Annotated in this window: 20 protein-coding genes; 11 read left to right on the top strand and 9 right to left on the bottom strand. The window is 51.6% G+C overall.

Going from position 1 to position 26060, the window contains the following annotated elements; genetic code table 11:
* Nucleotides 1-68 precede the first annotated feature (68 nt).
* Nucleotides 69-758: a bactofilin family protein gene (locus PY793_RS09035; RefSeq protein WP_408744695.1), complete on the top strand. Its 690-nt coding sequence runs from the start codon at nt 69-71 to the stop codon at nt 756-758.
* A 65-nt stretch (nt 759-823) separates the two neighbouring features.
* On the opposite strand, the gene PY793_RS09030 is transcribed toward PY793_RS09035, so the two are convergent.
* From PY793_RS09030 to PY793_RS09010, 5 genes are all read right to left on the bottom strand, one after another.
* The gene (locus tag PY793_RS09030; RefSeq protein WP_275177765.1) at nt 824-1444 is read right to left on the bottom strand and encodes a GcrA family cell cycle regulator; all 621 of its coding nucleotides are present in this window, start codon (nt 1442-1444) and stop codon (nt 824-826) included.
* A 187-nt stretch (nt 1445-1631) separates the two neighbouring features.
* A complete protein-coding gene (gene nadC, locus PY793_RS09025; RefSeq protein ID WP_275177764.1) occupies nt 1632-2495 on the bottom strand; it encodes a carboxylating nicotinate-nucleotide diphosphorylase in 864 nt (287 codons plus the stop codon).
* A 21-nt stretch (nt 2496-2516) separates the two neighbouring features.
* Nucleotides 2517-3497: a quinolinate synthase NadA gene (gene nadA, locus PY793_RS09020; RefSeq protein WP_275177763.1), complete on the bottom strand. Its 981-nt coding sequence runs from the start codon at nt 3495-3497 to the stop codon at nt 2517-2519.
* Nucleotides 3498-3583: 86 nt separating this feature from the next.
* Nucleotides 3584-4501 (bottom strand): NUDIX hydrolase, encoded by a 918-nt coding sequence (locus PY793_RS09015; protein ID WP_275177827.1) that lies wholly within the window; start codon nt 4499-4501, stop codon nt 3584-3586.
* A 111-nt stretch (nt 4502-4612) separates the two neighbouring features.
* Nucleotides 4613-6817 carry an EAL domain-containing protein gene (locus PY793_RS09010; protein ID WP_275177762.1) on the bottom strand — a complete coding sequence of 735 codons (2205 nt, stop codon included), beginning with the start codon at nt 6815-6817 and terminating at the stop codon, nt 4613-4615.
* A 729-nt stretch (nt 6818-7546) separates the two neighbouring features.
* Here PY793_RS09010 and PY793_RS09005 point away from each other — a divergent pair.
* The 4 genes from PY793_RS09005 to PY793_RS08990 all read left to right on the top strand — a co-directional run bounded on the left by PY793_RS09005 (nt 7547) and on the right by PY793_RS08990 (nt 12731).
* Entirely contained in the window at nt 7547-7873 is a 327-nt protein-coding gene (locus PY793_RS09005; RefSeq protein WP_275177761.1) for a YnfA family protein, read from the top strand.
* Nucleotides 7874-7907: 34 nt separating this feature from the next.
* Nucleotides 7908-8579, top strand: coding sequence for a thiopurine S-methyltransferase (gene tmpT, locus PY793_RS09000; RefSeq protein ID WP_275177760.1), 672 nt, complete (start codon nt 7908-7910; stop codon nt 8577-8579).
* 163 nt (nt 8580-8742) lie between these two features.
* Nucleotides 8743-11613 (top strand): sensor domain-containing diguanylate cyclase, encoded by a 2871-nt coding sequence (locus tag PY793_RS08995; protein WP_275177759.1) that lies wholly within the window; start codon nt 8743-8745, stop codon nt 11611-11613.
* 176 nt (nt 11614-11789) lie between these two features.
* On the top strand, nt 11790-12731 hold the full coding sequence (locus tag PY793_RS08990) for a DMT family transporter (RefSeq protein ID WP_275177758.1): 942 nt from the start codon (nt 11790-11792) through the stop codon (nt 12729-12731).
* A gap of 31 nt (nt 12732-12762) precedes the next feature.
* On the opposite strand, the gene PY793_RS08985 is transcribed toward PY793_RS08990, so the two are convergent.
* A complete protein-coding gene (locus tag PY793_RS08985) occupies nt 12763-13500 on the bottom strand; it encodes a hypothetical protein (RefSeq protein WP_275177757.1) in 738 nt (245 codons plus the stop codon).
* 377 nt (nt 13501-13877) lie between these two features.
* Between PY793_RS08985 and PY793_RS08980 the strand changes: the two genes are divergently transcribed.
* Nucleotides 13878-14084, top strand: a complete 207-nt coding sequence (locus PY793_RS08980) for a cold-shock protein (protein WP_166114071.1) — start codon at nt 13878-13880, stop codon at nt 14082-14084.
* A 72-nt stretch (nt 14085-14156) separates the two neighbouring features.
* Here the strand turns inward: PY793_RS08980 and PY793_RS08975 are convergent, their stop codons facing one another.
* A complete protein-coding gene (locus PY793_RS08975; RefSeq protein ID WP_275177756.1) occupies nt 14157-15356 on the bottom strand; it encodes an MFS transporter in 1200 nt (399 codons plus the stop codon).
* 203 nt (nt 15357-15559) lie between these two features.
* On the opposite strand from PY793_RS08975, the gene PY793_RS08970 reads away from it, so the two are divergent.
* The 3 genes from PY793_RS08970 (at nt 15560) to PY793_RS08960 (ending at nt 19421) form a co-directional block, all read left to right on the top strand.
* Entirely contained in the window at nt 15560-16153 is a 594-nt protein-coding gene (locus PY793_RS08970) for a TetR/AcrR family transcriptional regulator (RefSeq protein WP_275177755.1), read from the top strand.
* Between the two features lie 398 nt (nt 16154-16551).
* Nucleotides 16552-17943 carry an NAD-dependent succinate-semialdehyde dehydrogenase gene (locus tag PY793_RS08965; RefSeq protein WP_275177754.1) on the top strand — a complete coding sequence of 464 codons (1392 nt, stop codon included), beginning with the start codon at nt 16552-16554 and terminating at the stop codon, nt 17941-17943.
* Between the two features lie 185 nt (nt 17944-18128).
* Entirely contained in the window at nt 18129-19421 is a 1293-nt protein-coding gene (locus PY793_RS08960) for an NAD(P)/FAD-dependent oxidoreductase (RefSeq protein WP_275177753.1), read from the top strand.
* A 340-nt stretch (nt 19422-19761) separates the two neighbouring features.
* Here the strand turns inward: PY793_RS08960 and PY793_RS08955 are convergent, their stop codons facing one another.
* Both PY793_RS08955 and PY793_RS08950 read right to left on the bottom strand, forming a co-directional pair.
* Nucleotides 19762-20379 (bottom strand): Crp/Fnr family transcriptional regulator, encoded by a 618-nt coding sequence (locus tag PY793_RS08955; protein WP_275177752.1) that lies wholly within the window; start codon nt 20377-20379, stop codon nt 19762-19764.
* Between the two features lie 280 nt (nt 20380-20659).
* The gene (locus tag PY793_RS08950) at nt 20660-21247 is read right to left on the bottom strand and encodes a DedA family protein (RefSeq protein ID WP_342803918.1); all 588 of its coding nucleotides are present in this window, start codon (nt 21245-21247) and stop codon (nt 20660-20662) included.
* Nucleotides 21248-21899: 652 nt separating this feature from the next.
* Between PY793_RS08950 and PY793_RS08945 the strand changes: the two genes are divergently transcribed.
* Together PY793_RS08945 and PY793_RS08940 are read left to right on the top strand one after the other, a co-directional pair.
* Entirely contained in the window at nt 21900-22466 is a 567-nt protein-coding gene (locus tag PY793_RS08945; protein ID WP_275177751.1) for a hypothetical protein, read from the top strand.
* Between the two features lie 332 nt (nt 22467-22798).
* Nucleotides 22799-25972 (top strand): EAL domain-containing protein, encoded by a 3174-nt coding sequence (locus PY793_RS08940; protein WP_275177750.1) that lies wholly within the window; start codon nt 22799-22801, stop codon nt 25970-25972.
* Nucleotides 25973-26060: the final 88 nt, after the last annotated feature.

Below are 26060 nucleotides of genomic sequence, written 5' to 3'. Positions count from 1 at the left end.
TATTGGAGCAGCTTGTTAACGTGGACCGCTGCCTGAACACAGGCGGCCAGAAAGGCGGGGGGATTTTCTTGTTCAAAAGACGTAAGCCTGAAGATAGTCAGCCAAACACACAGGCACCCTCTACCGTGCAGCAGGGTTCTGCGCGTCCGGCAGAGGCATCTGGCACTGTTCTTCCGTCCAATGCCGCTGCTCAGGGTAGTTCTGTGGCTGGGGCTCCCGTATCGCATTCTGATCATTCAAAGGAAACTTCACCTATGGGTCGTGCACCTTTTCCGTCTGGTTCTTCTCTTCCCGCGGGTGCTGGCATTCCGCCCATGCCTGGAGTTGCCGCTGCTCGTGGCCTGCCCACGCAGATTCAGCCTAAAAAGGATGGGCCGGAGCAGCGTACTCTGGTTGTCGGGCGTGGCATTAGTGTGCAGGGCACGGTGCAGGATGCAGAGCGTCTGGTGGTTGAAGGTACGGTTGAATCCAGCATGATCACGGCCAAGGAACTGGTTGTTATGCCAGGTGGCCTGTTCCGCGGTGGTGTGGAAGTGGAAAATGCGGAAATCGCCGGTACGGTGGATGGGTCTTTGACCGCGCGCGGTAGCCTGACCGTCCGTGGCAGCGGCCGCCTGCTGGGGAAGGCTGCCTGTCATCGCCTGAAAGTGGAAGATGGTGGCCAGATTACAGGGCAGCTTGAAATGCTGGCCGAAGGCAGCGCCACAGCCAAAACGGCTGACAGCGCGGCTGAACCGGTCAAGGCGATTGAAGGCTGATTATCTGCCAGTTAGCCTGATGGTGGCGTTTGGGCCACCATCAGGCACCATGGTTTGGTAGTTGGTCAGGCGACACTATCGCGGCGGTCACGCAGACGCACGTAGGCGATTTGCGCGTGTTCCTCGCAATACGGTTTGCCCGGAATGGGCGTTGCTCCACAAAAATGAAAACCCGGTGTGCCAGGGTCGCCAATAGGCCAGCAGCAGGATGGGCCGCGGCGCTTTTGTGGTTCTGGGTCCGAAATGCTGCGTAGCAGTGTTTTGGGTTTGACGCTGGTGCGCGCAACAGGTGCGGCTTTTTCTTTTCTGGCGGCTTTATCATCCACCCCCCCCGGCTCGGCTGCCGTTGCAGGTGCTGGGGATTGTTCCACAACGGGGGCTGGCGCGGTTGTGGCAATGGGCTGCGCGGCATGCACGACCGGCGATGGAGAAGGAGCGGCAGCACGGCTTGCAGGGGTTTCTGTTGCCAGCGGCGTAGGCGTAAGCTGCTCGGCTTTGTCGGCCGCCACCTTGGGTTTACTTCCGTTCCGCCGGATGGGGGATGGACGGGGTGGCAGGCCCAGCCTGTGCGCCTTGCCGACCACTGCGTTTTTGGTAATGGAAAGACGCCTGCCGATTTCCGCGGTTGAAAGACCTTCCGCCCAGAGGTCCTTAAGCTGGGCGATTATTTCTTCGGACCACTCCATTAACAGGCACCTTTGAGCATTGCATGGCGGGCTGGCAAAATACCAGTGCTTCTACGTTCGGCATATTAGGAGGATGGCACTCGTATCTCAAGCGGAAAGCCCGTTGTCTGGGTGCTCTGTGGGTATTCATGTCCGCAAAATGTGGTTTTCCGGGTTTTGTGGTCGCCGGAAGGGCAGGAGCCGGTGCTCAGTCATGCACAATGTCCAGACCAATATCGAGGGCCTGCACACTATGGGTCAGCCAGCCGAGTGAGAGTACATCTACCCCGGTTCGGGCAATGGAGCGGGCGGTCTTGAGCGTAATACCGCCAGAGGCTTCGGCCAGTGCGCGTCCGTTAATCATGCGTACGGCCTGTTCGAGCTGGGGTACGGACATGTTATCCAGCAGATAGACGTCAGCCCCGGAGCCGGACAGGGCTTCTTCAAGCTGTGCGAGAGTATCGACTTCCAGTTCCACCTTCATCAGGTGTCCTGCGTACGCACGGGCGGAGAGCAGGGTTTTTTGTATGTTGCCACCGCAAAGGGCAATATGGTTGTCCTTGATCAGAATGGCGTCATCCAGCCGGAGCCTGTGGCTGCTGCCCCCCCCGGCGCGAACCGCGTATTTTTGCAGGCTCCTTAACCCTGGCAGGGTTTTGCGGGTGCAGGCTACCCGGGCTTTGGTGCCTGCCACGGCCTGCACAATGTGGTGCGTATGCGTGGCGATGCCGCTCAGATGCGACAGCAGATTCAGTGCCGTGCGCTCCCCTGCCAGCAGGGCAGTGGCGTTGCCTTCCACGGTGGCCAGAACATCACCTTGTGCAATCTGGTTGCCGTCTTGTTTGATCTGGTTGAAGCGTATGCTTGGGTCCAGTATGGCAAAAGCCTGACGGGCCCCTTCCAGCCCGCACAGAACACCATCCTGTCGGCTACGGAAGACGGCATGCAACTGCTGCCCCGGCTGGGCCAGGGCCTGTGTGGTAGCATCTCCCCCAATTCCCAGATCTTCCATGAGTGCGGTGCGCACGATGGGTTCCCACAAAAGAGAGGGAAGATGCAGGTTTGTGGTCATCCCAGACTCCGGTATGAGAGCTTAAATTGCCAGCATCCGCTCAACCGCCATGCGGGCGGGACGTTGCAGATGTTCAGGGATGGTGACTGCCGTCTGCATGCTTTCCAATGCCTGACGGATGTTGGACAGGGTAATCCGCTTCATGTGCGGGCACAGGTTGCACGGGCGCACAAACTGCGTTTGCGGGTAGAGTGCCGCCAGATTGTCGCTCATGGAACATTCTGTAACCAGCAGAACTTTTTGTGGTTTTGTCTGGTCGATAAAGCTGATCATCTGCGCGGTGGAACCTGCGTGGTCGGCCTCTGCCACCACCTCTGGTGGGCATTCGGGGTGGGCAATGACGCTCACACCAGGGTGCAGACGCCGGTACTGGCGGATTTCTTGGGGGGTAAAGCGTTCATGCACCTCGCAATGGGCTGGCCATGTCAGCATTTCTATGCCGGTTTCGGCTTCTATGTTGCGGGCCAGAAACTCGTCGGGGATCATAATCACGCGGGGGACACCCAGACTTTCCACAATGCGGCGGGCATTGCCCGATGTGCAGCAGACATCGCTCTCCGCTTTTACATCGGCTGTGCTGTTGACGTAGGTCACAACGGGTACACCGGGATAGTGCTTTTTGAGTGCTCTGACGTTGTCCGCGGTAATGCCTTCGGCCAGTGAACATCCTGCCGCAGAATCGGGGATAAGAACTGTTTTTTCCGGGTTCAGCAGTTTTGCGGTTTCGGCCATAAAATGCACGCCCGCCATAACCATGGTGGAGGCATCCACCGTTTGCGCGGCACGGGCCAGAGCCAGACTGTCGCCTCGGATATCCGCCACGCAATGGAAAATTTCTGGCGTCTGATAATTATGAGCCAGAATGACGGCATTTTTTTCCTGCTTCAGGCGCAGAATGGCTTCAATGTCTGTCGCATAATGGGTTTCCCATTGGTCCCGCAGCATAATGTGGGCAACAGGACGGTATAATTCATCCCTGTTGGGCATGAGAGAGGCAGACATGGTTGTGTTCCGTTTCCCGTGCTATATATGCTCTTATTGAGTATATATAGCATTCAAGAATTGCAAGGGTCGAACCCAACACTTTTTCAGGAGATGGCAGGTAAAGGAAGTTTGGTCCCCGCCAGATAGCAGTGTTCGGCTGTTTCGGGCGAGAATTGATAAAGCTGGGCTGGTCGGCCTTGAGGCGGAAAATCGTATTCCGCAGTGCGGCTGACCAGTTTTTGTTGTTGCACAAGTCGCCGGAAATTCTGCTTGTGCATGGCGCGCCCTGCCAGAGCCTCCATGGCCTGCTGAAGTTGCAGCAGAGTAAACTGTCGGGGCAGAAGGTCGAACACTGCTGGCGTGTAGCGGATTTTTGCCCGCATGCGAGAGAGGGCCGTGGCCAGAATACGCCGGTAGTCGCGGTGCATGCTCAGACCTGGCAGATGGGGGCCATTCTGCCATGAGGATTCGGGCACAAGTCCAGCCTCCCACAGTAACTCATACCGTGGGAGACTGAGTTCATCGTTCCATGCATGGTTATCAAGGCCAAAGACCGTGGCACATCTTTGCCAGCGCTGTGCGTTATCCGCCGCCCACTGCTTGAGGCGCGTGGCGATGACATGCAGTAGTGGACAGGATGCTGCATCCCGTCGGTCTTCCCATGGGAAGTAGTCGTAAATGGAGCGTTCGGCCAGACTATGTGCGGAGTTCTGGCGGATGAATGCCATATAGGAAATCTGCACCATCTGGTGGCCGTGCCCATGTGGCGGGTCGGCAAAGGTATAAAGCTGTTCCGTATGGCCAAGTTTGAGACCGGTCTGATGTTCAACCCAGTTGCGCATCCCTTTTTGCAAGGAACGATGCTCCACCATAAGCGGACCGGACGGGAAGGAGTTCCCATGCTCCAGCGTCAGAATGTGTGGCGTATTGTGGCTTATGCTGACCAGAACCGCCACCAGCTCGGCCTCACATAAGACCGGCTGTGCGTTTTGGGGTATGGGGGTGGTCAAATGGCTGATCATGGCGGGCAAAGTGTCTGAACGTTCGGTATCTGGCAAGTATCATAACATCAGGATGCATGGGGGGCGCGCCAGAATGGCCGGTTCTGCCCCTCTGCCAGAGAACAGGCAGGCTCAGGTTACAGAGGAGACTGCCCGCCTGGCGGGAAATGTGTCCAGCCAGAGAGATATGTCCTTTGCGGGCAGAGGTTTGCTGTAAAAATAGCCTTGCAGAATATCACAGCCCAGTTGCTGCAGTTTGGTCTCCTGCGCTTCGTGCTCAACACCTTCGGTGACAACCTTGATGCCAAGACGCTTGCCAATGTTGATTGCTGCTTCTGCAACAACAAGAGAACTGATGTTGTTTTCAAAATTCTCAATAAAACTCCGGTCTATCTTGATTTCTGTCAGGGGGAGTTGCGCAAGCCGCGACAGGGACGAAAATCCGGTGCCAAAATCATCCATGGACAGGCCAACGCCAATGTCGCGGATGGCCGTCAGGTTGGCGGCTGTCTCGGGGTCCTGTCGCATGGCCACACTTTCGGTAATTTCTATGGTCAGGCGTTGTGGAGCCAGATTGTACTTGTGCAACACGGACAGAATCTGGTTTGGCAGGTCCATGCTGCAAAAATGAACGGCAGACATATTCACGCTGACAATGGGAACATAAACGTCGTTCTCTTCCCATTCTATGACCTGTTGGCAGGATTTTTCCAGTGACCATAGACCTATGGCTTCGATCTGCCCGGTTTCCTCGGCGATGGGAATAAAGGTGGAGGGCGGAATAAAGCCAAGTGTGGGGTGCTGCCAGCGACTGAGTGCCTCAACCCCGCACAGGGTGCCTGTCAATGCGCAGATCTGGGGCTGATAAACCAGATGAAGCTGTGTTTTTTGCAGCGCTTCGCGCAGGGCGGAGCCAATAATAAGACGCTCGCGCACATTGCTGTTGCCAACTTTGCCAAAAAACCGGAACCCTCCCCGCGCCTGTTTTTTGGTCTGGCGCATGGCAATTTCTGACGCGCCCAGTATTTCCTCTATTTCCGTGCCATCATCGGGGTGGAGGCTGATGCCGATACTCAGAGAGGCAACCAGATCGCGGCCTTTTACCTCTATGGGTTCGCGGGATATGCAATTCAGGTCATGGGCCAGTTTGCAGGCCTTGTTGCGATCTGCATCGGGTATGACAACTACAAAATCATCTCCACCCAATCGCGCGACCAGATTTTGCCCCCGGCAAAAAGCGGCAATGCGGCGGGCAATGGTCTGGAGCAGGATGTCACCACTATTGTAACCCATGACGTTATTGACATCTTGCAAAAGATCAACGTCAAGCATCAGAATGGCAAAAGGAGCCTGCTCGGGCTGGGCTAACATCTGCCTCAGGCGGGTGGTCAGGGCTGTTCTGTTCAAAAGCCCGGTCAGAGAATCAATATTGTTGAAATTATTGATTTTATGAAGAGTTTTTTCATGCTCAATAATGGATGCGCAGGATGGAATACATCCGGTGACGATTTTTTGCGGCCAGTCGGTAATTTTTTCCTTGTTGCGTGAAAAAAGTGCAAAAATACCGATCAGTTCACCCATGCTGTTGCATACGGCCGATGCCCAGCAGTCATGCAGTTCGCTGTGCTGGTTCTGTCCCTGTTTTTGGGTCCAGATCAGGGCGCAGGCATGGTGCGGGTTTGCGCGCAGATCCCGGATATCAGAGGCGGTCAGAATCAGATTGTCCAGCTTGTTGATCTTGCTGCTGGGCAGACTTTTTCCCGAAAGGATGGAAAGCCCACCCTGTGCGGTAATGTGCAGGAGCGCGGCGATGCTGTTGGGAACAAGCTGTTCCACCTTGCTGCATAGCATATCCGCAACGTCATGGATGGTTGTGCAGTCTGTCAGGGCCGCAAAAACCTGCCCGTGTAGTTCCAGTAGTTTTCGGCGGTGGACCTCTTCGGTCACACCTTTGATAAAAGCCATATAATAACGTCTGTTATCTGCTCCGATCAGAGCTGTGGACAGCGAGAGTTCCGCGGCAACATAATCTCCGTTGCTCCGTACAAACGTAACCTCGCGCGAGGTGTTGACAACGCGGTGAATCCCCGTCTGACGATGATGTTCAATATAGTCGTCATGGTGCTTGCGATGTTCCATTGGAACAAGCTGGTCAACATCGTTCCCCAAAACATCAGAGGCCGAGCATCCCCACAAATACTCTGCTGCGGTATTGAAAAAAACAATTCTGTTCCGGTCATCAATGATGACGACACCATCAGTCGCCTGCTCGAGTATGGTTGCGTAAAATGTATCGGCGTAGTCTGAGAGTGTGAACGGGTTTGCAGGTTCTGGCATGGACTCAATCTTTAAGCAGAAGGCTAAACCAGAGTGGTGTCGACCCCATGACACTCATGCCAGATAAAAGAGCCGGAATGGGGAAGGCATGATTAATTATGGGGTGTCTTTTAAAATTTGGATATAGGGGCAATGGTAGAGTCAAATAAATTTTCTTGGAGGCCGGGGGCGATGTAAAATCATTTTTCAATAACTGATATGTCATAAAAAGAAAAACGAGATAAAAAAGATGTGTAATTTGTGGTTTGAAATTATTTTCAAAAATAATGTCAGAAGCATATAAACTCATTCTAAATATATTCCTCTGCAATGATATGCGTAATATTTTTATGTCTATTTCAAGGTATCAAAAAATATTTTAATATTTGTAGGCTCACGTTGGGGGAAAACCTTGTCGTCAAGCTTATCGTGATTCTCATATCATCATTGTCACATTGGCGTTACAGTGGTGGGGTGTCCATACATTTTTTAATATTTGGTAAAAAAAATCTAATTTTACAGTCTGTTAAAGGGTAATTTCCCATGCCTGTTTGGGGGATCATATTGGTTTTTGCCACAAGATTCCGGGGGTGAAGGTGCAGGAGTAAGAGATGTTCCGAATAGCCTTTAATGGCTGAATTTTAATGTCAGGTTTTTGCTCCAGGACGTGATATGCAGAACAACCCGTTATCCGGTTTTATTTTGTGTGGGCGTGAGTGGTCGTCAGATGAGTGTTTGCGACAAGAAGGCATGAAAACAGGTTTAATTTTTTTGGCTGCCGCAATGGCCGAAATCGGTGGGTGTTTTGCATTCTGGGGGTGGCTGCGTCTGGGAAAAACGCCTGTCTGGCTTGTGCCAGGGTGTTGTTGCCTGCTTTTGTTTGCGTATCTTTTAACCTTGATCGACACATCCGTGGCAGGGCGTGCTTATGCTGCGTATGGGGGTATCTATATTCTGGTTGCGGTGTTGTGGATGTGGCTTGCAGAAGGTGCGCAACCAGATCGGTGGGATTGTCTTGGTGCGGGTCTGTGTTTGTTAGGTGCGGCCGCCATTTTGCTGGCACCACACTCACAGTGAGTGACGATTTGTTCTGGCGGAGGCAGGGTTGTTCATGAATACAGAGTTCTGGCTTGCAAAGTGGCGTCACAACGAGATCGGGTTTCATACTCCGTGCCCACATCGTGCTCTTATGCAGTATTTTTCCATTCTTGGTCTGGCTCCGGGGGGACGGGTTTTTGTGCCGTTGTGTGGGAAAACGCTTGATATTCATTGGCTCATGGAGAAAGGATACAAAGTCGTTGGTGTGGAACTGAGCCACTTGGCTGTTGAACAGCTTTTTTCTGAATTGGGTATTGAGCCCGTTGTATTTTCCCTCTCGCCAGAAATTATGGTGTTTGAAGGGCCATGCATAAAAATTTTTGTAGCAGATATTTTTCTGCTGACACACTCCCTGCTCGGTCCGGTTGACGCGGTTTATGACCGGGCTGCCCTGGTGGCTTTGCCTGAAGATGTGCGCATACAATATACGCAGCATATTATAGAAATCTCCCGTTCATCACAGCAATTTTTGATTTGTGTTGAATATGATCAGTCACGTTTGTCCGGTCCGCCTTACGCTGTCATGGCGTATGATGTCGAGCGGTATTATGGGCAGGTTTATAATATTGCGAGCATTGATCGCCAGATTGTAACCGGAGGTATAAAAGGGAAAGTACCCGGATTTGAGCATATCTGGATTTTGCGTAGACTCAATGCAACACATGCCTGCGACCAGAAATCTTAATGTATATTTGGTTTGACTTTTTGCGAGTTTGTCTGGTCATTGGTTGTTATAAAGAATCTTGAAAATACTTGTATTTATTACTTCAAAAATATAGAATTTCTGATAAGCCATCGTATATATTGGCTGTGAGCCTGTTGTCGTATCCAGCATTATGGTCGTGCGCGTGAGTCCATTTTCATTCTTCTTTGCTGCTGTTTATCAGGCGTTCAAAGCCATAAAAAAACCGGCAGGTGTGGTGGTGGGTTACGGCCTTCCGGTTCTGGTTGTGGCCCTCTGTGGTACAGCCGTTGAATTTGACGAGTATCAGCACGCCATTGCAATAATTAATGACGCCGCGCGCCGGGATAGCCAGACTTATGCCAACCTGATTATGGAGCGGCTGGATACCCGGTTTACTGAACTGGACATGGCTCTGGCAACGCTGCGCGGCTCAAATAACAAGCTTGATCCTCCTCTTTCTCCCCAGGTTGAGCTATCGCTTCGACATTACCTGCTTTCACGTCCGACTTATTCGACATTCAGCGTGTTTGGGGCCGATGGTGAGAGCATACAATGGTCTACCTCGGGCCAGAAAAAAACTCTGGATGAATCTTTTCGGGATTTTTTGCCTGTTCCCAAAATGCCCCATCATTTTCTGGGACCTGTGCATTATTTGGAAAATCTGGGGACAGTCGTGCTGCCTATGCGGGTGCGCGAGAAGGATAGTGGGAATACAGGATATTTTTTAGGATCTCCTTACCGGTTGAGCAGATTTCTGGATACGCAGGAGCTGCCACCAGATTACCGGAACTGGGATTTTACGGTTATCGACACCCGGAGCGGGCAATCCCTGACACATGTGTTGCATATGCAGGCACAGGTCCCCCCCCTGTTGTCTGTCAAGCCAGAAATGGTCGTGCTGGCCCCTGTGCCTGGTTATCCGTTTGTGGTGCAAACACAGGTGTCTTCCTCGCGCGTGTGGCACGCCTATAGCCAGCAGGCCCCTGCGCGCTGGAGTGCGGAAGCTCTGCTGCTTGTCTTGCTGGTTCTTGTTGGTGAGTTTCTCATTCGTCGGCGTGATCGTGAGCGGATGACGCATTTACGCAGGCTGAGCGATTTTAACATGTTTATGGCGCAGGCCAGTCAATGTGCCAGTCAGGCAAATGATGAAGCAGGTCTTTTGCAGGAAATCTGTGATATGGCCATACGTTATACCCATTTTAAAATCGCCCTGATCACCCGGCCGGATGAAGCGCAGTGGTTTCAGATGCTCGCAATAAGTGGTGTTCGGGCATATCTGAATAATATTGCGATCTCCGCGCGCGGAGACCTGCCTGAAGGGCGAGGCACTATTGGGCAGGTCTGGCGTACAGGTTTGCCGCTTTTTAATGTATCTTTTTCAGATAATGCTATTCTTGCACCCTGGAAGGAACGTGCGCTCAAGTTGGGATTACGTTCCAATACTGCGTTACCGATTTACAGGGATGGCAAGGTCTGGGCTGTTTTTAGCGTTTATCATGAAAAATCAGATATTTTTGATGACCAGCTCCAGATTTTGCTCAAGGAAGTCTGTATTAATATTTCCATGGGATTGGATAGAATTTATAGCCAGCAGTTAAAAACGGCCTTGCTGGATAATTCCCTTGTTGGGATTTTACTTGTAAAAGACAGGGTTGTTCAGATGACCAACTCATATGCCACCCATATGCTTGGTTTGGAGCCGGATGCTCTTGTTGGTCAATCAACCCAAATTATCTATGCAGACAAAAGCGAGTTCGACCGTATAACCGAATGTTATGAGCAACTCGCACAAAATCGCACGGTACGGATAACCGGAGTGCGCCTTGCCCGTTCCGATGGTCAGATGCTGATCGCCGATTTTTCAGGCGTAAAACTGTCTGATTTACAGAATGATATTTCTGTCTGGACGTTAGAAGACGTGACCAGCAGGGATGTGGCAAGACGTTTGTACCACGCGCTGGTAAATGCCGCAGACGCCGTGCTGCTTGCCACGAATGAAAAAGAGATATGTAGTCGTGCCTGTCTGGATCTGGTGCGCGATACGCTGTTCCATGCGGTCTGGATTGGTCGTGTGAGCGAGGCAGGGCAACTGGAGGTTTTATCCCATGCAGGGGAGGGTACCGAAGGTATAGAGAAGATCAATAACTGTCTGGATGGATATTGTTCTTTGCCTCAGCCGCTTGTGATCATGCGCGCCTGGCAGGAAAAAGACCTTGCTTACAGTAACGATGAACTGGCCGAACAGGCTAATAGCCCATGTTTTGAGTTTATACATGCCAATAACTGGCGTGCGGTTTTGTCTACCCCTATCTGGCGTGATGGTCAGATATGGGCGATCATAACCTTTGTCTCCCCTCAGGTGCAGGTGTTTGATGCGTCAAGCATTGCCTTATGTAAACGGGTTGCCAGCCTTTTAGGGCATGCTTTGGATAAGCTCGATGTTAAGCAGCGTATTGAATGTTTGCAGGAACAGGAGGCAGCCCGTGCCCGACATGATGTGCTGACCGGCCTGCCCAACCGTCTGGCGCTTACGGAGTACCTGCCGCAAGCTCTTGCCCGTGCACAGCGCCAGGCCACCAGCGTTGCCGTTGGTATGATTGATCTGGATGGTTTTAAACTGGTGAATGACACATATGGGCACGAAGCTGGAGACAGGCTTTTGCAACAACTGGGTCAAAGCCTGCAATCCCGACTACGCCAGACGGATTACGTTGCCCGGTTGGGAGGCGACGAGTTTGTTGTGGTGTTTGAAGGACTGACAAGCACACAGGCGGTTGAGCAGGTGGAAGTTGTGTTGGCCGCGCTGCATGCTGCGATTGAAACACCTTTTCCGGTTACGGTGGGGGATACAGCAACAGTCGGTATGACTCTGGGAGTGGCTTTTTACCCGCAGGATGGTATGGACGCCGAATATTTGCTCCAACGGGCCGACAAGGCCATGTATCATGCAAAACAGAATAAAAAAATGCGTGAAAAATGGTGGTTTTTAGTGAAGGATCTTGAGGATGATGCACCAGATGCTCATCTGTCCTGAGAGGGACAGCCTTCTATCTGTCTGAATTTGCTTGTTGCGTAATCTGAGATTGATTGAAAAAACTGATACCAGAAATACAGCGCAAAAATTACCGTTTTACTTTGTGTCGGCGGGCTCTTATTGCTATCAAATATTGTTCTGAGTACAGGATTTTTCTCACAGATATAGCGGCTTCAATGGACACCAAGACTCTTTTTTCCGGTATGGTTCTGGCTTTTGGCGCTTATGCGTCTTTTTCGGTGAGTGACGCATTTTCCAAATTACTGGCTGGCCAGCTTGACCCATTTGAGGTGGCTTTTTCTGGCGGACTTTTTGGTTTCCTTATTCTGCCCTTTATCCGCAAGCCCGGTGAGTCCTATCTGGATATCGTCAGACCGCAGAAATGGGGCATGTGGTTGCTGCGTGCGGGGTGTGTGTTCGCAGCGACAGCTGCAAGTGTGGAAGCTTTTATGCTGCTTCCCATGCCTGAAGCTTTTTCGCTTATGTTTCTTATGCCGCTGTTCGTGACAGTTCTATCGGTGCTGCTGCTCAGGGAAAAAGTAACATTCTGGGCGTGGCTGGCGGTGGTGTTGGGGTTTGTCGGGGTTCTTATTGTCCTGCGTCCTGGGTTCAGGGCGTTGCACTGGGGGCATCTGTGCGCGCTGGTAGCGGCTTTTGCCAATGCGGGTAGTGTTATTGCCTATCGTCTGGCGGATCAGGAGCGTACGCGCCTGTCCCTGTTCGGTTCAAGCCTGATTGGTCCTCTGGTTGGCAACGGGTTGCTGATGGGGTTGCATGCCCAATGGCCTGCAACCATGACTGCGTGGATTTATCTGTTCGGCTATGGGTTTCTTGCGGCCTTGGGGCAGTTGATGATGATGATGGCGACAGCCCGAGCGCCAGCCAATCGTGTTGCGTTGCCGCAGTATAGCCAGATGGTATGGGGTGTGGCCCTGAGCTACCTTGTATTCCGCCAGCCGCTGGATGTCTGGACATTTGTGGGTATTATTGTGTTGATGTCTTCTGGTATTCTGAACTGGGTGCGTCAGAAAATCCGTTATGAACGGATGGCCTTGAAGGAGCGCTTTGCCCGCCGTGAAACCCGTAAGGCAGACAAGGACGGTCAACTCGCGCGTTGACCGTATTGACCGGTTTTTGGGGGCTGATGCTTCAGGTCTCGATGATTTTCGAACCAAAAATGGCAGATTGCAGGATAATCGTCAGGGCGGTGCGAACGTTCATGATCTTGAACATGGTATTGAACAGCATGGCAGTGGCCACTGCCATGGCGGAGCCCCAGAATTGTCTGGGGAGCGGGCCATAGGGGCCAGGTTGATCGGGGTAATCCTGCTGGAAAATGGGCTCTATGTAAGCCCACATGGCCTCGCGCAGGTTGTCCGTGGCAATCAGGGGGCGAAAACGGGCATCAACATCTGGTATACCTTCGTCTGCTGTGCCAAGTCGGCTGGCAACGCTTGCAAACTGGACGCTCAGATCCGGCAGATCCTGTGCGGAGCAGCCATGGTGTCGTGCGGCGCTGCTTAGACAGGGCCAGAGTCCGGGACTGTGCACACTGGCGTCACCTTCCATCAAAAGCTGGTTAAGCTGCTCGCCAAACAGGAAGGTCCGCCCATTGGCAAGTGTGTGGGCCACCATATCCTGCTCAGACCGTAATCCTGACTGTATGAGCGCAAGCAGGCTGGTCTGGGTGGCAAATCCACAGACACTTCCCAAGGCGGCAAACAGGGTGGGAGCATGTACATGCCGGTTATCATCTTGCAATGGACGCGGGAAGTTGCGCACGATTTCGGTTGTCACAAGATTAAGAAGAGCAGCCTGAGGAAAGTCTTTCCAGACAACACCATCAGAACCCGTTATCTGGTTTTGTTGCGAGGGGAAGAGGGGCATGCAAACAGGCCTTGGCATTGTGTGTGGAACAGAGCGTTCCATAACGTAACCCGCAGCCTTCATCCAGTGTGAGGGCGGAGTACATTGATATTTAGAAAATTATAAAATGGAGCATATGGAAAAATAAATCGGAATAATTTGTAAATGAATGTCACGATAAAAATTCAATAATGTGAGCAATTTTATTTACGGCAGAAAATAAAAATTTGACCATTTTAAAAATTATAACTTGCCTTCGGGTGAAGGGTATGAGAAAAGAGAAAAGTGGATGCTCTTATAAGGTCGGTTGGTGCGCGTTGTACCAGCACTGTCCTGTTAGAAGTTACGATTGCGCACGTGTTCTGTGCGCGACCACGACGTTAAAAAGGAGCCTAGTTATGACAACAGGCACCGTAAAATGGTTTAATTCGACCAAGGGTTTCGGTTTTATCCAGCCTGAGGATGGTGCGCAGGACGTGTTCGTTCACATTACTGCTCTCGAACGTGCAGGCATGGCTTCGCTTAGCGAAGGGCAGCAGATTTCTTACGAAATCGAAGCTGGCCGTAACGGCAAAAAGTCTGCTGTCAATCTCAAGGCAGTTTAAGACCAGATTAGCAGAAATGCTGTCTGAAGCCGCCTCTCGGGGCGGCTTTTTTTTGTGCGTGAGCCAAAGTTTTCAGGTGTGGTCTGGTGTACGTGCCAACAGGGAACAGATCACGACCCCGATCAGGCAGCAACTGGCACTGGTCAGGAACATGGCAGGATAGCCTTCAAGTTCGATAATAGGGCCAAGTGTAAAGCCCGAACACGCAATGGCCAGGTCCAGAAAGACGGAATAAGCGCTTAATGCAGCGCCGCGGTTATGAGGGCCAGCCTTGTTAACTGCTAAAACCCCCAATGCGGGGAACAGGAGAGAAAAACCTGCTCCTGTTAAAGCCGCCCCCAGTAATGCGCTGGTATGGGATGGAAAAACCCCAATGACAGCAAGCCCTGTGGCTTCGACCAGTAGGGAAGCAATGGCGACACATACACCCCCGCGTCGTTTAATCTGTGCCGCCAAGAAAAACCGGATGCATACAAACACCATGCCAAAAACAGCAAGTGCGTTAGCTGCTCCATTCCAGTGCTGTGCGGCATAATACAAAGCCAGAAAAGACGAGATGGCAGCAAACCCAATGGAACCTGCGGCAAGGGCCGCACCATGCCACAGCACCAGACGTAATGCGTTGCTGAAGGCAATGGGTATTTCTGTCGAGGGATGAGGTTGGGCACCACGGTAAAAGCCAATAAGGGCAAGCCCGAACAGCGGTAATGCAGCGGAAAGAGCGCCGACCGAGACAAGTCCCCCATACGGTGTGGGCAGAAGAGCCAGTGCGGCACCAGCCGGAGCTCCCAGAGCAATGCCCCCGTAAGAGCAGATGCCGTTCCATGATATGGCCAGTGCTGTATTTTCAGCCCCGACGCGGTGGATGTTCCATATGATGACTCCCGTTGCTGTCCAACTTTCTGCCCAACCCAGAAAAAGGCGGCTGATCAGCACAATACCAAGGGAGGCAGACGGAGTATTATACAGTAGTCCGGCCCACCCCAACAGCAGGCCGGAACAGACACAACTCAGTAATCCGCCAATAACGACAGGTTTGGGACCTATTCTGTCCACCAGGCGCCCGGCGGAGGAGCGGGCGGCAAAGGTCGCCAGATATTGCAAGGCAAAGGTTAGCCCGGCCAGAGTTGTGCTGTAGCCCAATGTTGTATGTACAAAAATTGTCAGGACCGCATTGGGCATGCCTATAACAATATAGACAAGCAGGTTGAACAGAACGACCGAAAGAACTTTCCTGATCGGGGATGCGGTGGATGTCTGTGCACTGGTCATGCCGGAATTGGAACAGATTTTGAGTATTTTGCACAGCAAGTAAGCGCGGGGGCAGCAATGTGAAGGGACGTGCCGTATGTGAAAGTGGAGAAGTTCCTTACCGTATGAATGGTGTAAAGAATTCGGCAGAATAAAGCGGAATTTTATAGACCAATCGGTCTGGTTGTATTGACTGAGCACTGTGGATACTCTATTTAATACGCATGAGTGTTGTAGAAAAGCATAATGCAGCCAAAAGGCGTATTGTAGAGGCCGCGCGCTCTATTATTGGAGAGCGCGGGTTTTCTGCTGTTGGTATTTCACAGATACTGGAAGTTGCAAGTATTCCCAAAGGATCATTTTACCATTATTTTGATTCGAAGGAAGCTTTTGGCGAAGAGCTGTTGCGGATTTACATGGATGATTATCTGCAAAAAATGGACACTCTGTTCTCACCCGATGTAGGCAACGCGGCGGACCAGTTGTTTGCGTATTTCCGCTTCTGGCAGGAAACGCATGTGGACGGAAAAACAGGCGATAAATGCCTTATTGTTAAACTGGCGGCTGAAGTATCTGACCTGTCCGAGCGCATGCGCAGAATTCTGGATACTGGTACAGCCAAAGCCATAGACCGCATTGCCCGCACCATTGCGGAAGGGCAGAGGGAAGGCTCGGTGCAGAGCGGTATGGAAGCTCAGGCATTGGCGGGTGCTTTATACCAGCTCTGGCTTGGCGCGACCCTGATGGTCAAGATTACGCACCGCTCCCAGCCATTTGAAAAAACATGGCAGGCATCCCAGCGGTTACTTCTGCCCTGATCAGGTAAGGGAGGAGCGTAAACCGACCAGATTTGGTCTATTTTAAAATGCTTTTGTTACAGGCATGTGCGTAGCGTGCAGAGCGGATATGAAGCGACCGGTCTACTTTATTCGTTGACCATATCTATATTCATAAATATATAGACAATATGAGGAGCACGAACCAGCAAGCTTCGGTTTTGGTGGGTTGCTGTTTGTGTGGAGTTGTAGTCGTGCACTGTTGTTACGAGTTGTGGGCGCAAGAAGCGGGTCGTGTCAGGCTGCTTTTCATGCGCCAACAATTAAATAGACTGGTCTATTTATAACCGTTTCTGACGTCATGCGCGCGCAGGCATCGGGGTGCGGGGTAGAAGGTGCACACTTCTGCTTTGGCGACTTTTAATTTTTGTGAGGAAAAAATGGCTTACGCGTCAACAAACCCCTATACGGGCGAAGTTCTAGCCACGTTCCCCGATGCAACGGATGCGGAGGTGCAGACAGCACTGGCACAGGCCCACGCCGCTTATGAAAGCTGGCGTGAAACGTCCTTTGCCGAACGTGCACGGGTCATGACCGCTGCCGCCGCTATTTTGCGCCGGGATGTGGATAAGTATGCCCTGCTTGGCACGCTGGAAATGGGCAAGCTGCTTGAAGAATCCAAAAAGGAAGTCATTCTTTCCGCCGAAATTTTTGAATATTATGCAAAATTTGCCGAAAAACTGCTCCAGCCTGAATCCCTGCCTGTTGCCGATCCTTCGGAAGGCAAGGCGGTTTTGGTGCATGAGCCGCTGGGTATTGTGTTGGCGATCGAGCCTTGGAATTTCCCCTTCTATCAGGTTGTTCGCATTATTGCGCCCCAGCTTTCCGCCGGGAACGCCGTGCTGCTCAAACATGCTTCCAACCTGCCGCAGTGTGCTGCGGCCTGCCAGAACCTGATGGAAGAAGCCGGTTTGCCCAAAGGGTTGTTCCGCAACCTGTATGCTGCGCGCCCTCATACAGCGATGATCCTGAATGACCCCCGTGTTTGTGGTGTGGCCCTGACCGGGTCCGAAGGTGCGGGTGTTATTATCGCGGGAACGGCAGGTAAAGCTCTTAAAAAGGCAACCATGGAACTTGGCGGGGCAGATGCCTTTATTGTTCTGGACGATGCCGATGTGGAAAAAGCAGCCAAATGGGCTGTGCTGGGTCGCCATTGGAATGCGGGGCAGGTATGCGTGTCTGCTAAACGCCTGATTGTGGCGGATGCAGTGTATGACCGCTTTCTGGAACTGTACAAAAAAGGTGTTGCCGAGCTCAGGGCGGGCGATCCCATGGACCCTGCCACCACACTGGCCCCACTCTCTTCCCAAGGAGCCAAGGATGACCTGCACGATCAGGTGACGCGGGCTATGAGTCATGGTGCAAAGGTAGAAGTTATTGGTGCTCCCGTGCCGGGTAAAGGTGCCTTCTTCCAGCCGCTGCTCATGACCGGTCTGGATGAGAGCAATGAAGCCCGACATTGGGAATTTTTTGGCCCTGTCACACAGCTTTACCGTGCGAAAGATGAAGATGATGCTGTGCGGATTGCCAACGATTCCCTTTATGGTCTTGGTGGCTCGGTCTTTACGCGGGATGAGGTGCGTGGCGCGCGTGTTGCGGCCAGGATCCGTACAGGCATGGTGTTTATCAATCATCCGCTGGCGCCAAAGGCAGATCTCCCGTTTGGGGGTATTGCACGCTCTGGTTATGGCCGCGAACTGATCGGGCTGGGGATTAAGGAGTTTGTTAATCACAAGCTGATCAATACTGTTGATATTGACGCACCGTTCTGATGCACATGACCCGGTGGAAGTTATATTCCACCGGGTTTTACAAAATATACTGCAAAAATCGGATAATTTTTTATCCAATAGCCAAAAAATTCCCAGACTAAAATAACCTTACTGTGTTTCCCATACGGGAAACCTCTTGGTCTGCTCTTCCATTCTGCGTGTTTTTTAAGAGATTGGTAAAACCGATGGCATCCAGGTCTGAAATTCTTATTGTTGGCGGTGGTGTGGCCGGGCTGGCTCTTGCAACGCGGCTGGGTAAAACGCTGGGCAGGCAGGGTAAGGCCCGTATTACGCTGGTGGATAAAAGCTTCTGCCATGTGTGGAAGCCGATGTTACATTGTTTTGCGGCGGGGACGGTCATGAATGAGAATGACCGGATCAGTTTTATGTCGCAGGCCAGTAGCAACCATTTTGAATTCTGGCCCGGTGAGGTCGTCTCTCTGGACCGGGAGAAACGGCAGGTCACTCTGAGCCCCTTTCATGCGTCAGATGGTACGCCCGTGCTTGAAAGCCGAATACTGACATACGATGCCATAGTGCTGGCGGTCGGCAGTTGCGCGAACGATTTTGGCACGCCAGGGGTCAAGGAAAACTGTCTGTTTATTGATAATCTGGTCGAAGCCAACTCTTTTAACGAGAAGTTCCGTATGGAATTGCTCAAGGCGTTCGCCAGCACATCCAGGTTGGATATTGCCATTGTTGGCGGGGGTGCTACTGGTACCCAGCTCGCGGCGGAACTGCATAAATCGCTCGAAATTGTGGACCCGGTCAGTCTGCATGCTTTTGGCAAGGAACCCCCCAAGCTCAGTATTACGTTACTGCAGTCTGGTGTGCGTATTCTACCGGCTTTTCCTGAATCCGTTTCGGTGGCGGCGCAGCAGGAGCTGGAGCGTATTGGGGTTACAGTGCGTACGTCAGCCAGAGTGGCGGGGGCGGATCGGAATGGTTTTATCCTCAAGGATGGCACGCATATACCTGCAATGCTGCGGGTCTGGGCGGCTGGGGTTAAAGCGCCGGAAGTCACCCGTGCGTATGGGGGGCTTTCGCTCAATCGTGCGGGGCAGATACAGGTTAAACCGAACCTGTGCTCGGTGGATGATGAACGGATTTTTGCAATGGGGGACTGTTCTTTTATTACGGACGATCCTTTACCTGCAACTGCACAGGTTGCCCGCCAGCAGGCTATTCATCTTGCCAGACACCTGCCCGCATGGATTGAGTATGGCAAAGAGGTTCCTTGCTGTATTTTCCATAACAAGGGGGCCATTGTTGCCTTGGGCAATTATAATGGCTGGGCGGCTCTGCCGGGTGGGCGTGTGTTAGGGGGCGGATTTATGCGCGGGCTTTCTGCCCGTATTGGCCATATTATGCTTTACAGAAAGCATCAGGTTGAACTGTACGGAGTACTACGTGGGATAGCCTCCATTTTTGCGGACAGGATTGAAACTTTTATTCGACCTCCCGTGCGGCTGGACTAATCCCCAGTCAGATACAGCGAGGGGAGTATCAGATATCTATATTTTCGGAAAAATCATATTTTATAAAATATTTTCCGGTTTTTACGAAAATCTGGTGTTGGGGGAGCCATAGCTGTAATAATTGCCCTCGGCTCTTTCACCTGAGCCCGAAGTTGCAGACCATGCTGCACGGCTGTGTGATTTCGGCACGATTATCCGCCAGAGTGGTGTGGAGGAAACACACCATATCGCCTGGAATGCAAGATCGCTTAGAATACCAGAATGTTCTGTAAAACCATGGACGGAAAGAACTGGCATATTATGCTGGACTGTAGCGGAACGGGTAGATTGTCCGTGCGGGTTATGGATCACGCAGCATGTGGATATTGAGCTGTATCTGTCGGTGGTTGATTTTTTTTATGTAATCTCTGGTTTCCAGATATTTGAAAATTCTGCTGGTTGTCTCAAATGTCATGCCCAGATAATCGGCAATGTCCTTGCGACTCATGACCAGTGTTAACACCTGTGTCCTTTGATCAAAATATTCTGGCCGTTTGCTGTAAGCGAGTAAAAAACCGATCAGTTTGCTGGTTGCGGTTGGGTGAGACATAAGAACAATATGGTTTTTGGCTGCCATAAGGGCGGCAGTTTTCTGTTTGAGCAGTAAATCTGTTATATCCGGATAATTCCGGGCGAGGGTTTGTACAGCACTCCGGCGCAGGCGCTTGAGATGCACGTCCACCAGTGTCATGGCCGACCAAGCGTAAACCTCGTCTTCCATAATGCCGAAAAACCTGCCAGGCCACAAAAAATCGAGTACCAGACTACGGCCATTTTCAAGCTGGCAATCCAGCCTGATTGCTCCGGATTGCAGGAAATAGATAAAATCGGCATTTTCACCTTGGCGGAACACAACACTTTTTGCAGGTTTTTTCAGATCGCAGCCAATGCGCTTCAGAGCCGTACAGGCTGCTGTCATACGTGCATGTGGGGAGTTTGGAGTGTGGTTGCCAGAATACTCCGGATTATGCAGTGGATGAGTGTACGGCACAGGATTGATTACCATTCAAGCGGTAGTAAGGTGCTTGGCCAGCGGGCTGGTTCATGATGTATTTCTCCCATGCCGGTCAATCCTTGCTGTCGTGATGATGAAGTTGCAGTCAGTTTCTAAATAAACGAAACGGAACCGTTTCGCAACATCGTCAGGCATGGACCATCACAACGGCAGGGATGTCTTTTTGTGCGGGGATAGTCATGTTTCATGACGGGGATTCGACGCACTTTGCTTCTACAAGTGCCAGTTGTGTCAGACGTTTTTCGTTCTTGCGTAAAAAAAGACCCGAGCCAAGCAGGCCGACCACGGTCAGCAGCCCTATGGCTATGCCGGTTGGGCCAGAAACTTCCGATATTTTACGTCCCAGCAGATAGGTGCCCATTGTATACCCTCCCGCCCAGCATGTGCCGCCCAGTGCATTAAAAAGCATGAACCGTTTCCAGTGCATGTTACATGCTCCAGCCAGCAGAGCTACAAAAACGCGCAGGACAGAAACAAACCGCCCCAGAAAGACAATGGTGCTGCCGTGATGACGAAACAGATACTGGCCAAGCACAAGCCGTTCGGAGGTCAGACCAATCTTGCTTCCATACTTCTGCAGGAGTGGAAGCCCAAAATGTCGCCCGATCAGATAGCCAAAATTATCTCCGATGATGGCCCCTGCAATGGCTGCCAGAGCAACACCCTGAATGGCCAGATGGTGGGTTTTGAGGCAGTACAGCGATGCGGTGATAATGCAGGTTTCGGCCGGAACAGGCAGACCCATGCTCTCCATCAGGACAAGCAGGGTCACGATACCGTAACCGTAATGCTGAAGCAGAGTATCCAGATGATGTAACAGGGGGAGCGTCCTTTTTGGTGTTTCTGTTTTCTGATGCAGTCAGAGTGTTGCGGATGGAAAGGTTTTCTGTTGCATGGCTGCGTTTCCTGATGGATGCAGGGTATTGCCAGAGCGCGTTCGTCCGTTTTGTCAGGTCTGCTTTTCAACCATATAGTGATGCTGCTTGGTGGATGGTATGCTGGATGTCCTGTCTGACGAAATCCATGCGTCCATGCGCACGGTTCTTCTGCAGGGTTCCTGGTATGTGCGGCAGGCTGTATCTGACCGGTTGACCGGAGCCAGGTGCAATAAAGCCCATAAAGCCTGCCCTGTGCTACGCTCCAATTATAGGAACTGGCGGGACGGAATGCTCTATGCGAAAATAGTATAAGAGGGTAATTGGAGGCGTATGATGCCATGCCTTGTCCGGCTCTGGTGTTAGGGTAAAGCTATCAGGGTCGGTTGTGTAGTCGTAAGGTTGCTTGCATGTTGCCGCCTCTCTGGGCGATATTGGGCGTTGGTGATTTTGGTTGGGGGTTATGAGCACGGGCAGCTTGTCAAAGCTGGCAGAATCGTAACAAGCTAGAATTATTTATTGTGTGGTCAGGTCTTTAGGAGATTTCCCATGTGGGAAAACCCAAAACATATTATTGTTCCCGTGTTCTTCAATTACCGTGGAACAGCCCTCTTTCATGAGGATCCTGTCAAGGTAAAGGCGAACCCCAACGGCCTGCAGAAATTTATGGGTCTGTTTAGCCAGAAGTACCTGCCCACAGACGAAATCCGTTATCAGAAGCATTTTTATTATGGTTTTGAGTTCAACCCGCGTGAGGTCAAGGCAACCCAGTGCCTTATGGGGGGTATTTTTGACTTTTTCCATGCACGTGGGCTGACCTTCAATTATCCTGATATTTCCAACCGTAAGGGAACGGAAATCTGGATTGGGGAGTATAAATGCCATCTGTTCGATATTATGGCAGATATCAGAAATCCACATTTATGCGATTTTGGGTATTTTGATCCCAAAACAGGCACCGTGATGCTGGATGACAATAAAAACAGGTCTGATGGTCAGCACAAACCTGCAGATGTATCCCGTCGTTTTGTGCGTGACAGTTTTTTGAACGGGAAAATTTTTGCCAGTTGCATCAAGGTTATGGAAATGCCGAAAGAAAAAGAACCAGTTGTCTGATGTTCTGGTTGTCTGCAAGGCCTGAGCTGCAAGAGGTCTGATCGGGTTTGAGGGGTGGGATGCTGGAGCGTGCTGCTCTGGCATGGACGTGAGCGTAGAATGATTTTTTGTATTTGAAAACGCACGGGGATCGGCCTGTTTGCACAGGAGAATGCGGTATTTGGTGCGAAAATGTATTTAATAATTAAATATATCATATATGAATAATAATGTTATTATTTTATGAATCCGTTTTATTCTGAGTTTTGTTGCGAATTACAAATATATCTTTTGCATTGTGTTTTTTATCTTTTACGTAATTTGTCAGTTTTTTGGAGGTTATGGTCTGCTTTATGGAGAATGCAACAAATCTGGATTTAGTGCAGAGACTTTATCGTGCGCTTCTCAACACGGCCGATGCCGTGTTGCAGGCTTCCACCGAAAGCGAGATGTGCGATAAAACATGTACTGATCTGGTATCTGATGCGCTTTTTCAGGCAGTCTGGATTGGTCGGAAGGATGAGTCCGACACGTTACATGTTCTCTCCTGCATGGGGGCAGGCACGCAGGGGATCACCAACCTGAAGTTCGGCTTCCATGAGCATTCACTCCAGTTCCCTGTCGCTGTGGAAGCTTGGGATAGTCAGGCGCTGGTTTACAGTAATGATGAACTGGAAGAGCAGAAAAACACGCCGTGGTACGATTTCCTGTATCGCAATCAGTGGCGCTCTGTGCTGGCAGTTCCGATCTGGCGGGGTGGGAAATGCTGGGCGGTTATTTCGTTTGTGTCAGCCAGAACGGATATGTTCGACGCGCAGTGCATTGGTTTGTGCCAAAAAGTGTCGGAACTGCTGGGTCATGCACTGGACAAGCTGGATGGCCAGAAAAGACTGGAAAAACTCCAGAATGAGGATGCAAGGCGCGCGCGGCATGATCCGTTAACAGGTCTGCCCAACCGGCTGGCACTGGAGGAATACATGCCGCAGGTCATGGCCCGTGCGGCCCGGCAGGGCAGTTCGGTTGCAGTGGGCGTGCTGGATCTGGACAATTTCAAGCAGGTGAATGACGGTTATGGGCATGAGGGCGGGGATCGCCTTTTGCAGGCTTTTGGACGACGTTTGCAAGAGCATGTCCGGCATACGGATTACGTCGCCCGTCTGGGTGGCGATGAGTTTGTGATTGTGCTGGACAATCTGGCCCCGCTGTTACAGGTGAGCCAGACAACAAAAATTCTGGATAATCTGCATAAGGCTGTAGAAACACCTTTCGCTATTGGGCAGAATGCGTTTGTTGTGGTTGGCATGACTCTGGGTCTGGCCGTGTACCCGGTCGATGGTGAAGACCCCGACACGCTTTTACGTCGCGCTGATGCGGCCATGTGTTTGTTCAAACAGAACAGGATCAACCGCCAGAACTGGTGGTGCATGGCTGGCGATGCCCGGCAGTTCCCCGCCCAGGAGGGCGTGGAACAGGCGACCTTTGACCCATATGGCCCAGAATCTGCGGAACTGCTGACACGCGCCAAAACATTTCTGGTTCGGATACAGCAGAATTTTATCGAATGTTTTTACGACAGTCTGGCAAAAATGAGCGAGGCGCAGGCCATTCTGTCTGTTCTGACGCCAGAGCAGCTTGAGCATCTGAAGCGGCAGCAGGCAGCACATCTGGATTTTTTGCTGGGGGCAGAAACGCAACGACAGGATATTCTGCAACAGGCAGAAAAGCTGGGTACCACTCATACGCTCTGTGGCATTCCTCCAGCCCTGTTGGGGGAAGTCTATAGTATTTACAGGCGTTTGCTGATTGATGGTCTGGATAACGCTCTGCTACGCGCATATGACAGGTACCATATTCTTCTGACAACCGAAATGCGCTTGCAAGATGATAAAGGCGCGCAGCTTGAAGCCGGGCAGAAGGTTGAGGAAAAATATTTTTCCCTTCTTTCCAGCCGTTTGCCTGCTGCCGGGTGTGTCTGGCCGGATGTGAGCGCACAGGGTGTAGAGGCTTTGGGTAGCCTGCCAGGTATTCAGGCCGTTCTGCTGTTCCGGATGAACCCGGCTGGTGAACTGGTTGTGGAGCATAGCGGGGGCAGAGCTGGTGCCAGACTGACCCAAAAACTGAAGGAGCGTATCAGCCAGCCGGTTGTGAACGTACAATCGGTATTTGGTAACACTGTTACCGGTCTGGCGTGGCGGACACGACAGAGGCAGAGCTGCGCCTCTTATTTCACAAACCCCAATGCTGCTCCATGGCGCGATATGATGCAGGCTCAGGGCATATGTTCGTCCATCAGCATCCCTGTTTCCGTGGAAGAGGAGCAGGTTGCGGTTGTGCTGACCCTGTTTGGGGTATGCCCCAACCAGTTTGAAACCCAGCGGATGCAGCAGTTTGCCCGCAGTCTGCAACATCGGTGGGAACAGATGTGGATGCGGTGCTGCTTTCCCCGAGGCTCTGCGGTGACGGAAGAACAGTCCTGCCACCTGAGGGACAGGTTGTTCAGTGATGGACTACGCATGTACGTGCAGCCGATTGTGAACCTGCGTACGGGAAAGTTACTGGAGGTTGAGGCACTTGTTCGTATCCAGGATATAAATGGCGCCATTATTGAACCTGGGAGTTTTTTGTCCCTGCTCGGGCAGAATGAACTCGACAGGTTGTTCCATATGGGGCTTGAGGAGTGCCTGAGCCTGTTGCAGCAGTGGCAGAATGACGGACAAATCATCAACCTTGCCGTGAATATGCCGCCTACTTACCTGTTGAATGAAGATGGTCCCTTGTGGGTGGAGAGCGCTTTGCAGCGCTATAACATCCGTCCTGAGCAATTAACGCTAGAACTGCTGGAAACGCAGATGGTCGACCCAGCCATACAGGATGTCGCGATCCAGAAATTCAAGGCGGTGGGGGTCAAGATTGCTATCGACGATCTGGGGTCAGGGTACAGTAACCTGCTCCGTCTTTCCTCCCTGCCATTTGATATTATCAAGGTTGATCAGGGAATTTTACGAAATATCCGTACAGCGCCTCTCCAGACATTCAGTATGGTTAAGTCCATTCTGGATATGGGCATTGATTTTCATGAACTGGTTATCGTGGAAGGTCTGGAAGATGAGGATGTGATCGAGGCCATCTACCATCTGGGCTGCCGTTATGGTCAGGGGTATGGTATTTCTCCCCCCATGTCCCCCGAACATTTTACAAAATGGTATGCCGATTACCGCGTAAAAACCCATTCTTGCAACTATGCCAGAGAACTGATGAGTGATCTGGGCGTGCTGGCTTACCACTGGATATCCACGCGGGGCGGGCAGAATGCAAGCCGACGTTCGTTGCGACATAGCCTTATAACGCATTGGCTGACCGCGCAGGGGTTGGAAGCGTCGGAAGCAGCACAATGGTACGAACAATGCCATTGCGGAGAAGACCCGACAGATGCCTCTCACAAATTTATAGACTGGTTGGTTAAAAGAATATCCGAGACTAATAAAGACCGTTTGTCTTTGTTGGAGCCTCCACAAACGAGCGGATAGACCAAGCACATATGCCGTATGGCTGTAATCCTATGCGGTCTTGTATGGCTGGATGGAAGGGTTTTCCTCTTCTGTCTGCAAGATATTC

It is taken from the genome of Acetobacter fabarum (assembly GCF_029069195.1).
GTDB lineage: Bacteria > Pseudomonadota > Alphaproteobacteria > Acetobacterales > Acetobacteraceae > Acetobacter > Acetobacter fabarum_A.
Note: the sequence above shows the minus strand (reverse complement) of the source record. Positions and strands in the feature narration are given on the sequence as shown.

Coding starts and splice junctions, on each gene's coding strand:
- PY793_RS09030 (WP_275177765.1), bottom strand. CDS start 1,444: ATGGAGTGGTCCGAAGAAATAATCGCCCAGCTTAAGGACCTCTGGGCG.
- nadC (WP_275177764.1), bottom strand. CDS start 2,495: ATGACCACAAACCTGCATCTTCCCTCTCTTTTGTGGGAACCCATCGTG.
- nadA (WP_275177763.1), bottom strand. CDS start 3,497: ATGTCTGCCTCTCTCATGCCCAACAGGGATGAATTATACCGTCCTGTT.
- PY793_RS09015 (WP_275177827.1), bottom strand. CDS start 4,501: ATGATCAGCCATTTGACCACCCCCATACCCCAAAACGCACAGCCGGTC.
- PY793_RS09010 (WP_275177762.1), bottom strand. CDS start 6,817: ATGCCAGAACCTGCAAACCCGTTCACACTCTCAGACTACGCCGATACA.
- PY793_RS09005 (WP_275177761.1), top strand. CDS start 7,547: ATGAAAACAGGTTTAATTTTTTTGGCTGCCGCAATGGCCGAAATCGGT.
- tmpT (WP_275177760.1), top strand. CDS start 7,908: ATGAATACAGAGTTCTGGCTTGCAAAGTGGCGTCACAACGAGATCGGG.
- PY793_RS08990 (WP_275177758.1), top strand. CDS start 11,790: ATGGACACCAAGACTCTTTTTTCCGGTATGGTTCTGGCTTTTGGCGCT.
- PY793_RS08985 (WP_275177757.1), bottom strand. CDS start 13,500: ATGCCCCTCTTCCCCTCGCAACAAAACCAGATAACGGGTTCTGATGGT.
- PY793_RS08980 (WP_166114071.1), top strand. CDS start 13,878: ATGACAACAGGCACCGTAAAATGGTTTAATTCGACCAAGGGTTTCGGT.
- PY793_RS08975 (WP_275177756.1), bottom strand. CDS start 15,356: ATGACCAGTGCACAGACATCCACCGCATCCCCGATCAGGAAAGTTCTT.
- PY793_RS08970 (WP_275177755.1), top strand. CDS start 15,560: ATGAGTGTTGTAGAAAAGCATAATGCAGCCAAAAGGCGTATTGTAGAG.
- PY793_RS08965 (WP_275177754.1), top strand. CDS start 16,552: ATGGCTTACGCGTCAACAAACCCCTATACGGGCGAAGTTCTAGCCACG.
- PY793_RS08960 (WP_275177753.1), top strand. CDS start 18,129: ATGGCATCCAGGTCTGAAATTCTTATTGTTGGCGGTGGTGTGGCCGGG.
- PY793_RS08955 (WP_275177752.1), bottom strand. CDS start 20,379: ATGACAGCAGCCTGTACGGCTCTGAAGCGCATTGGCTGCGATCTGAAA.
- PY793_RS08945 (WP_275177751.1), top strand. CDS start 21,900: ATGTGGGAAAACCCAAAACATATTATTGTTCCCGTGTTCTTCAATTAC.
- PY793_RS08940 (WP_275177750.1), top strand. CDS start 22,799: ATGGAGAATGCAACAAATCTGGATTTAGTGCAGAGACTTTATCGTGCG.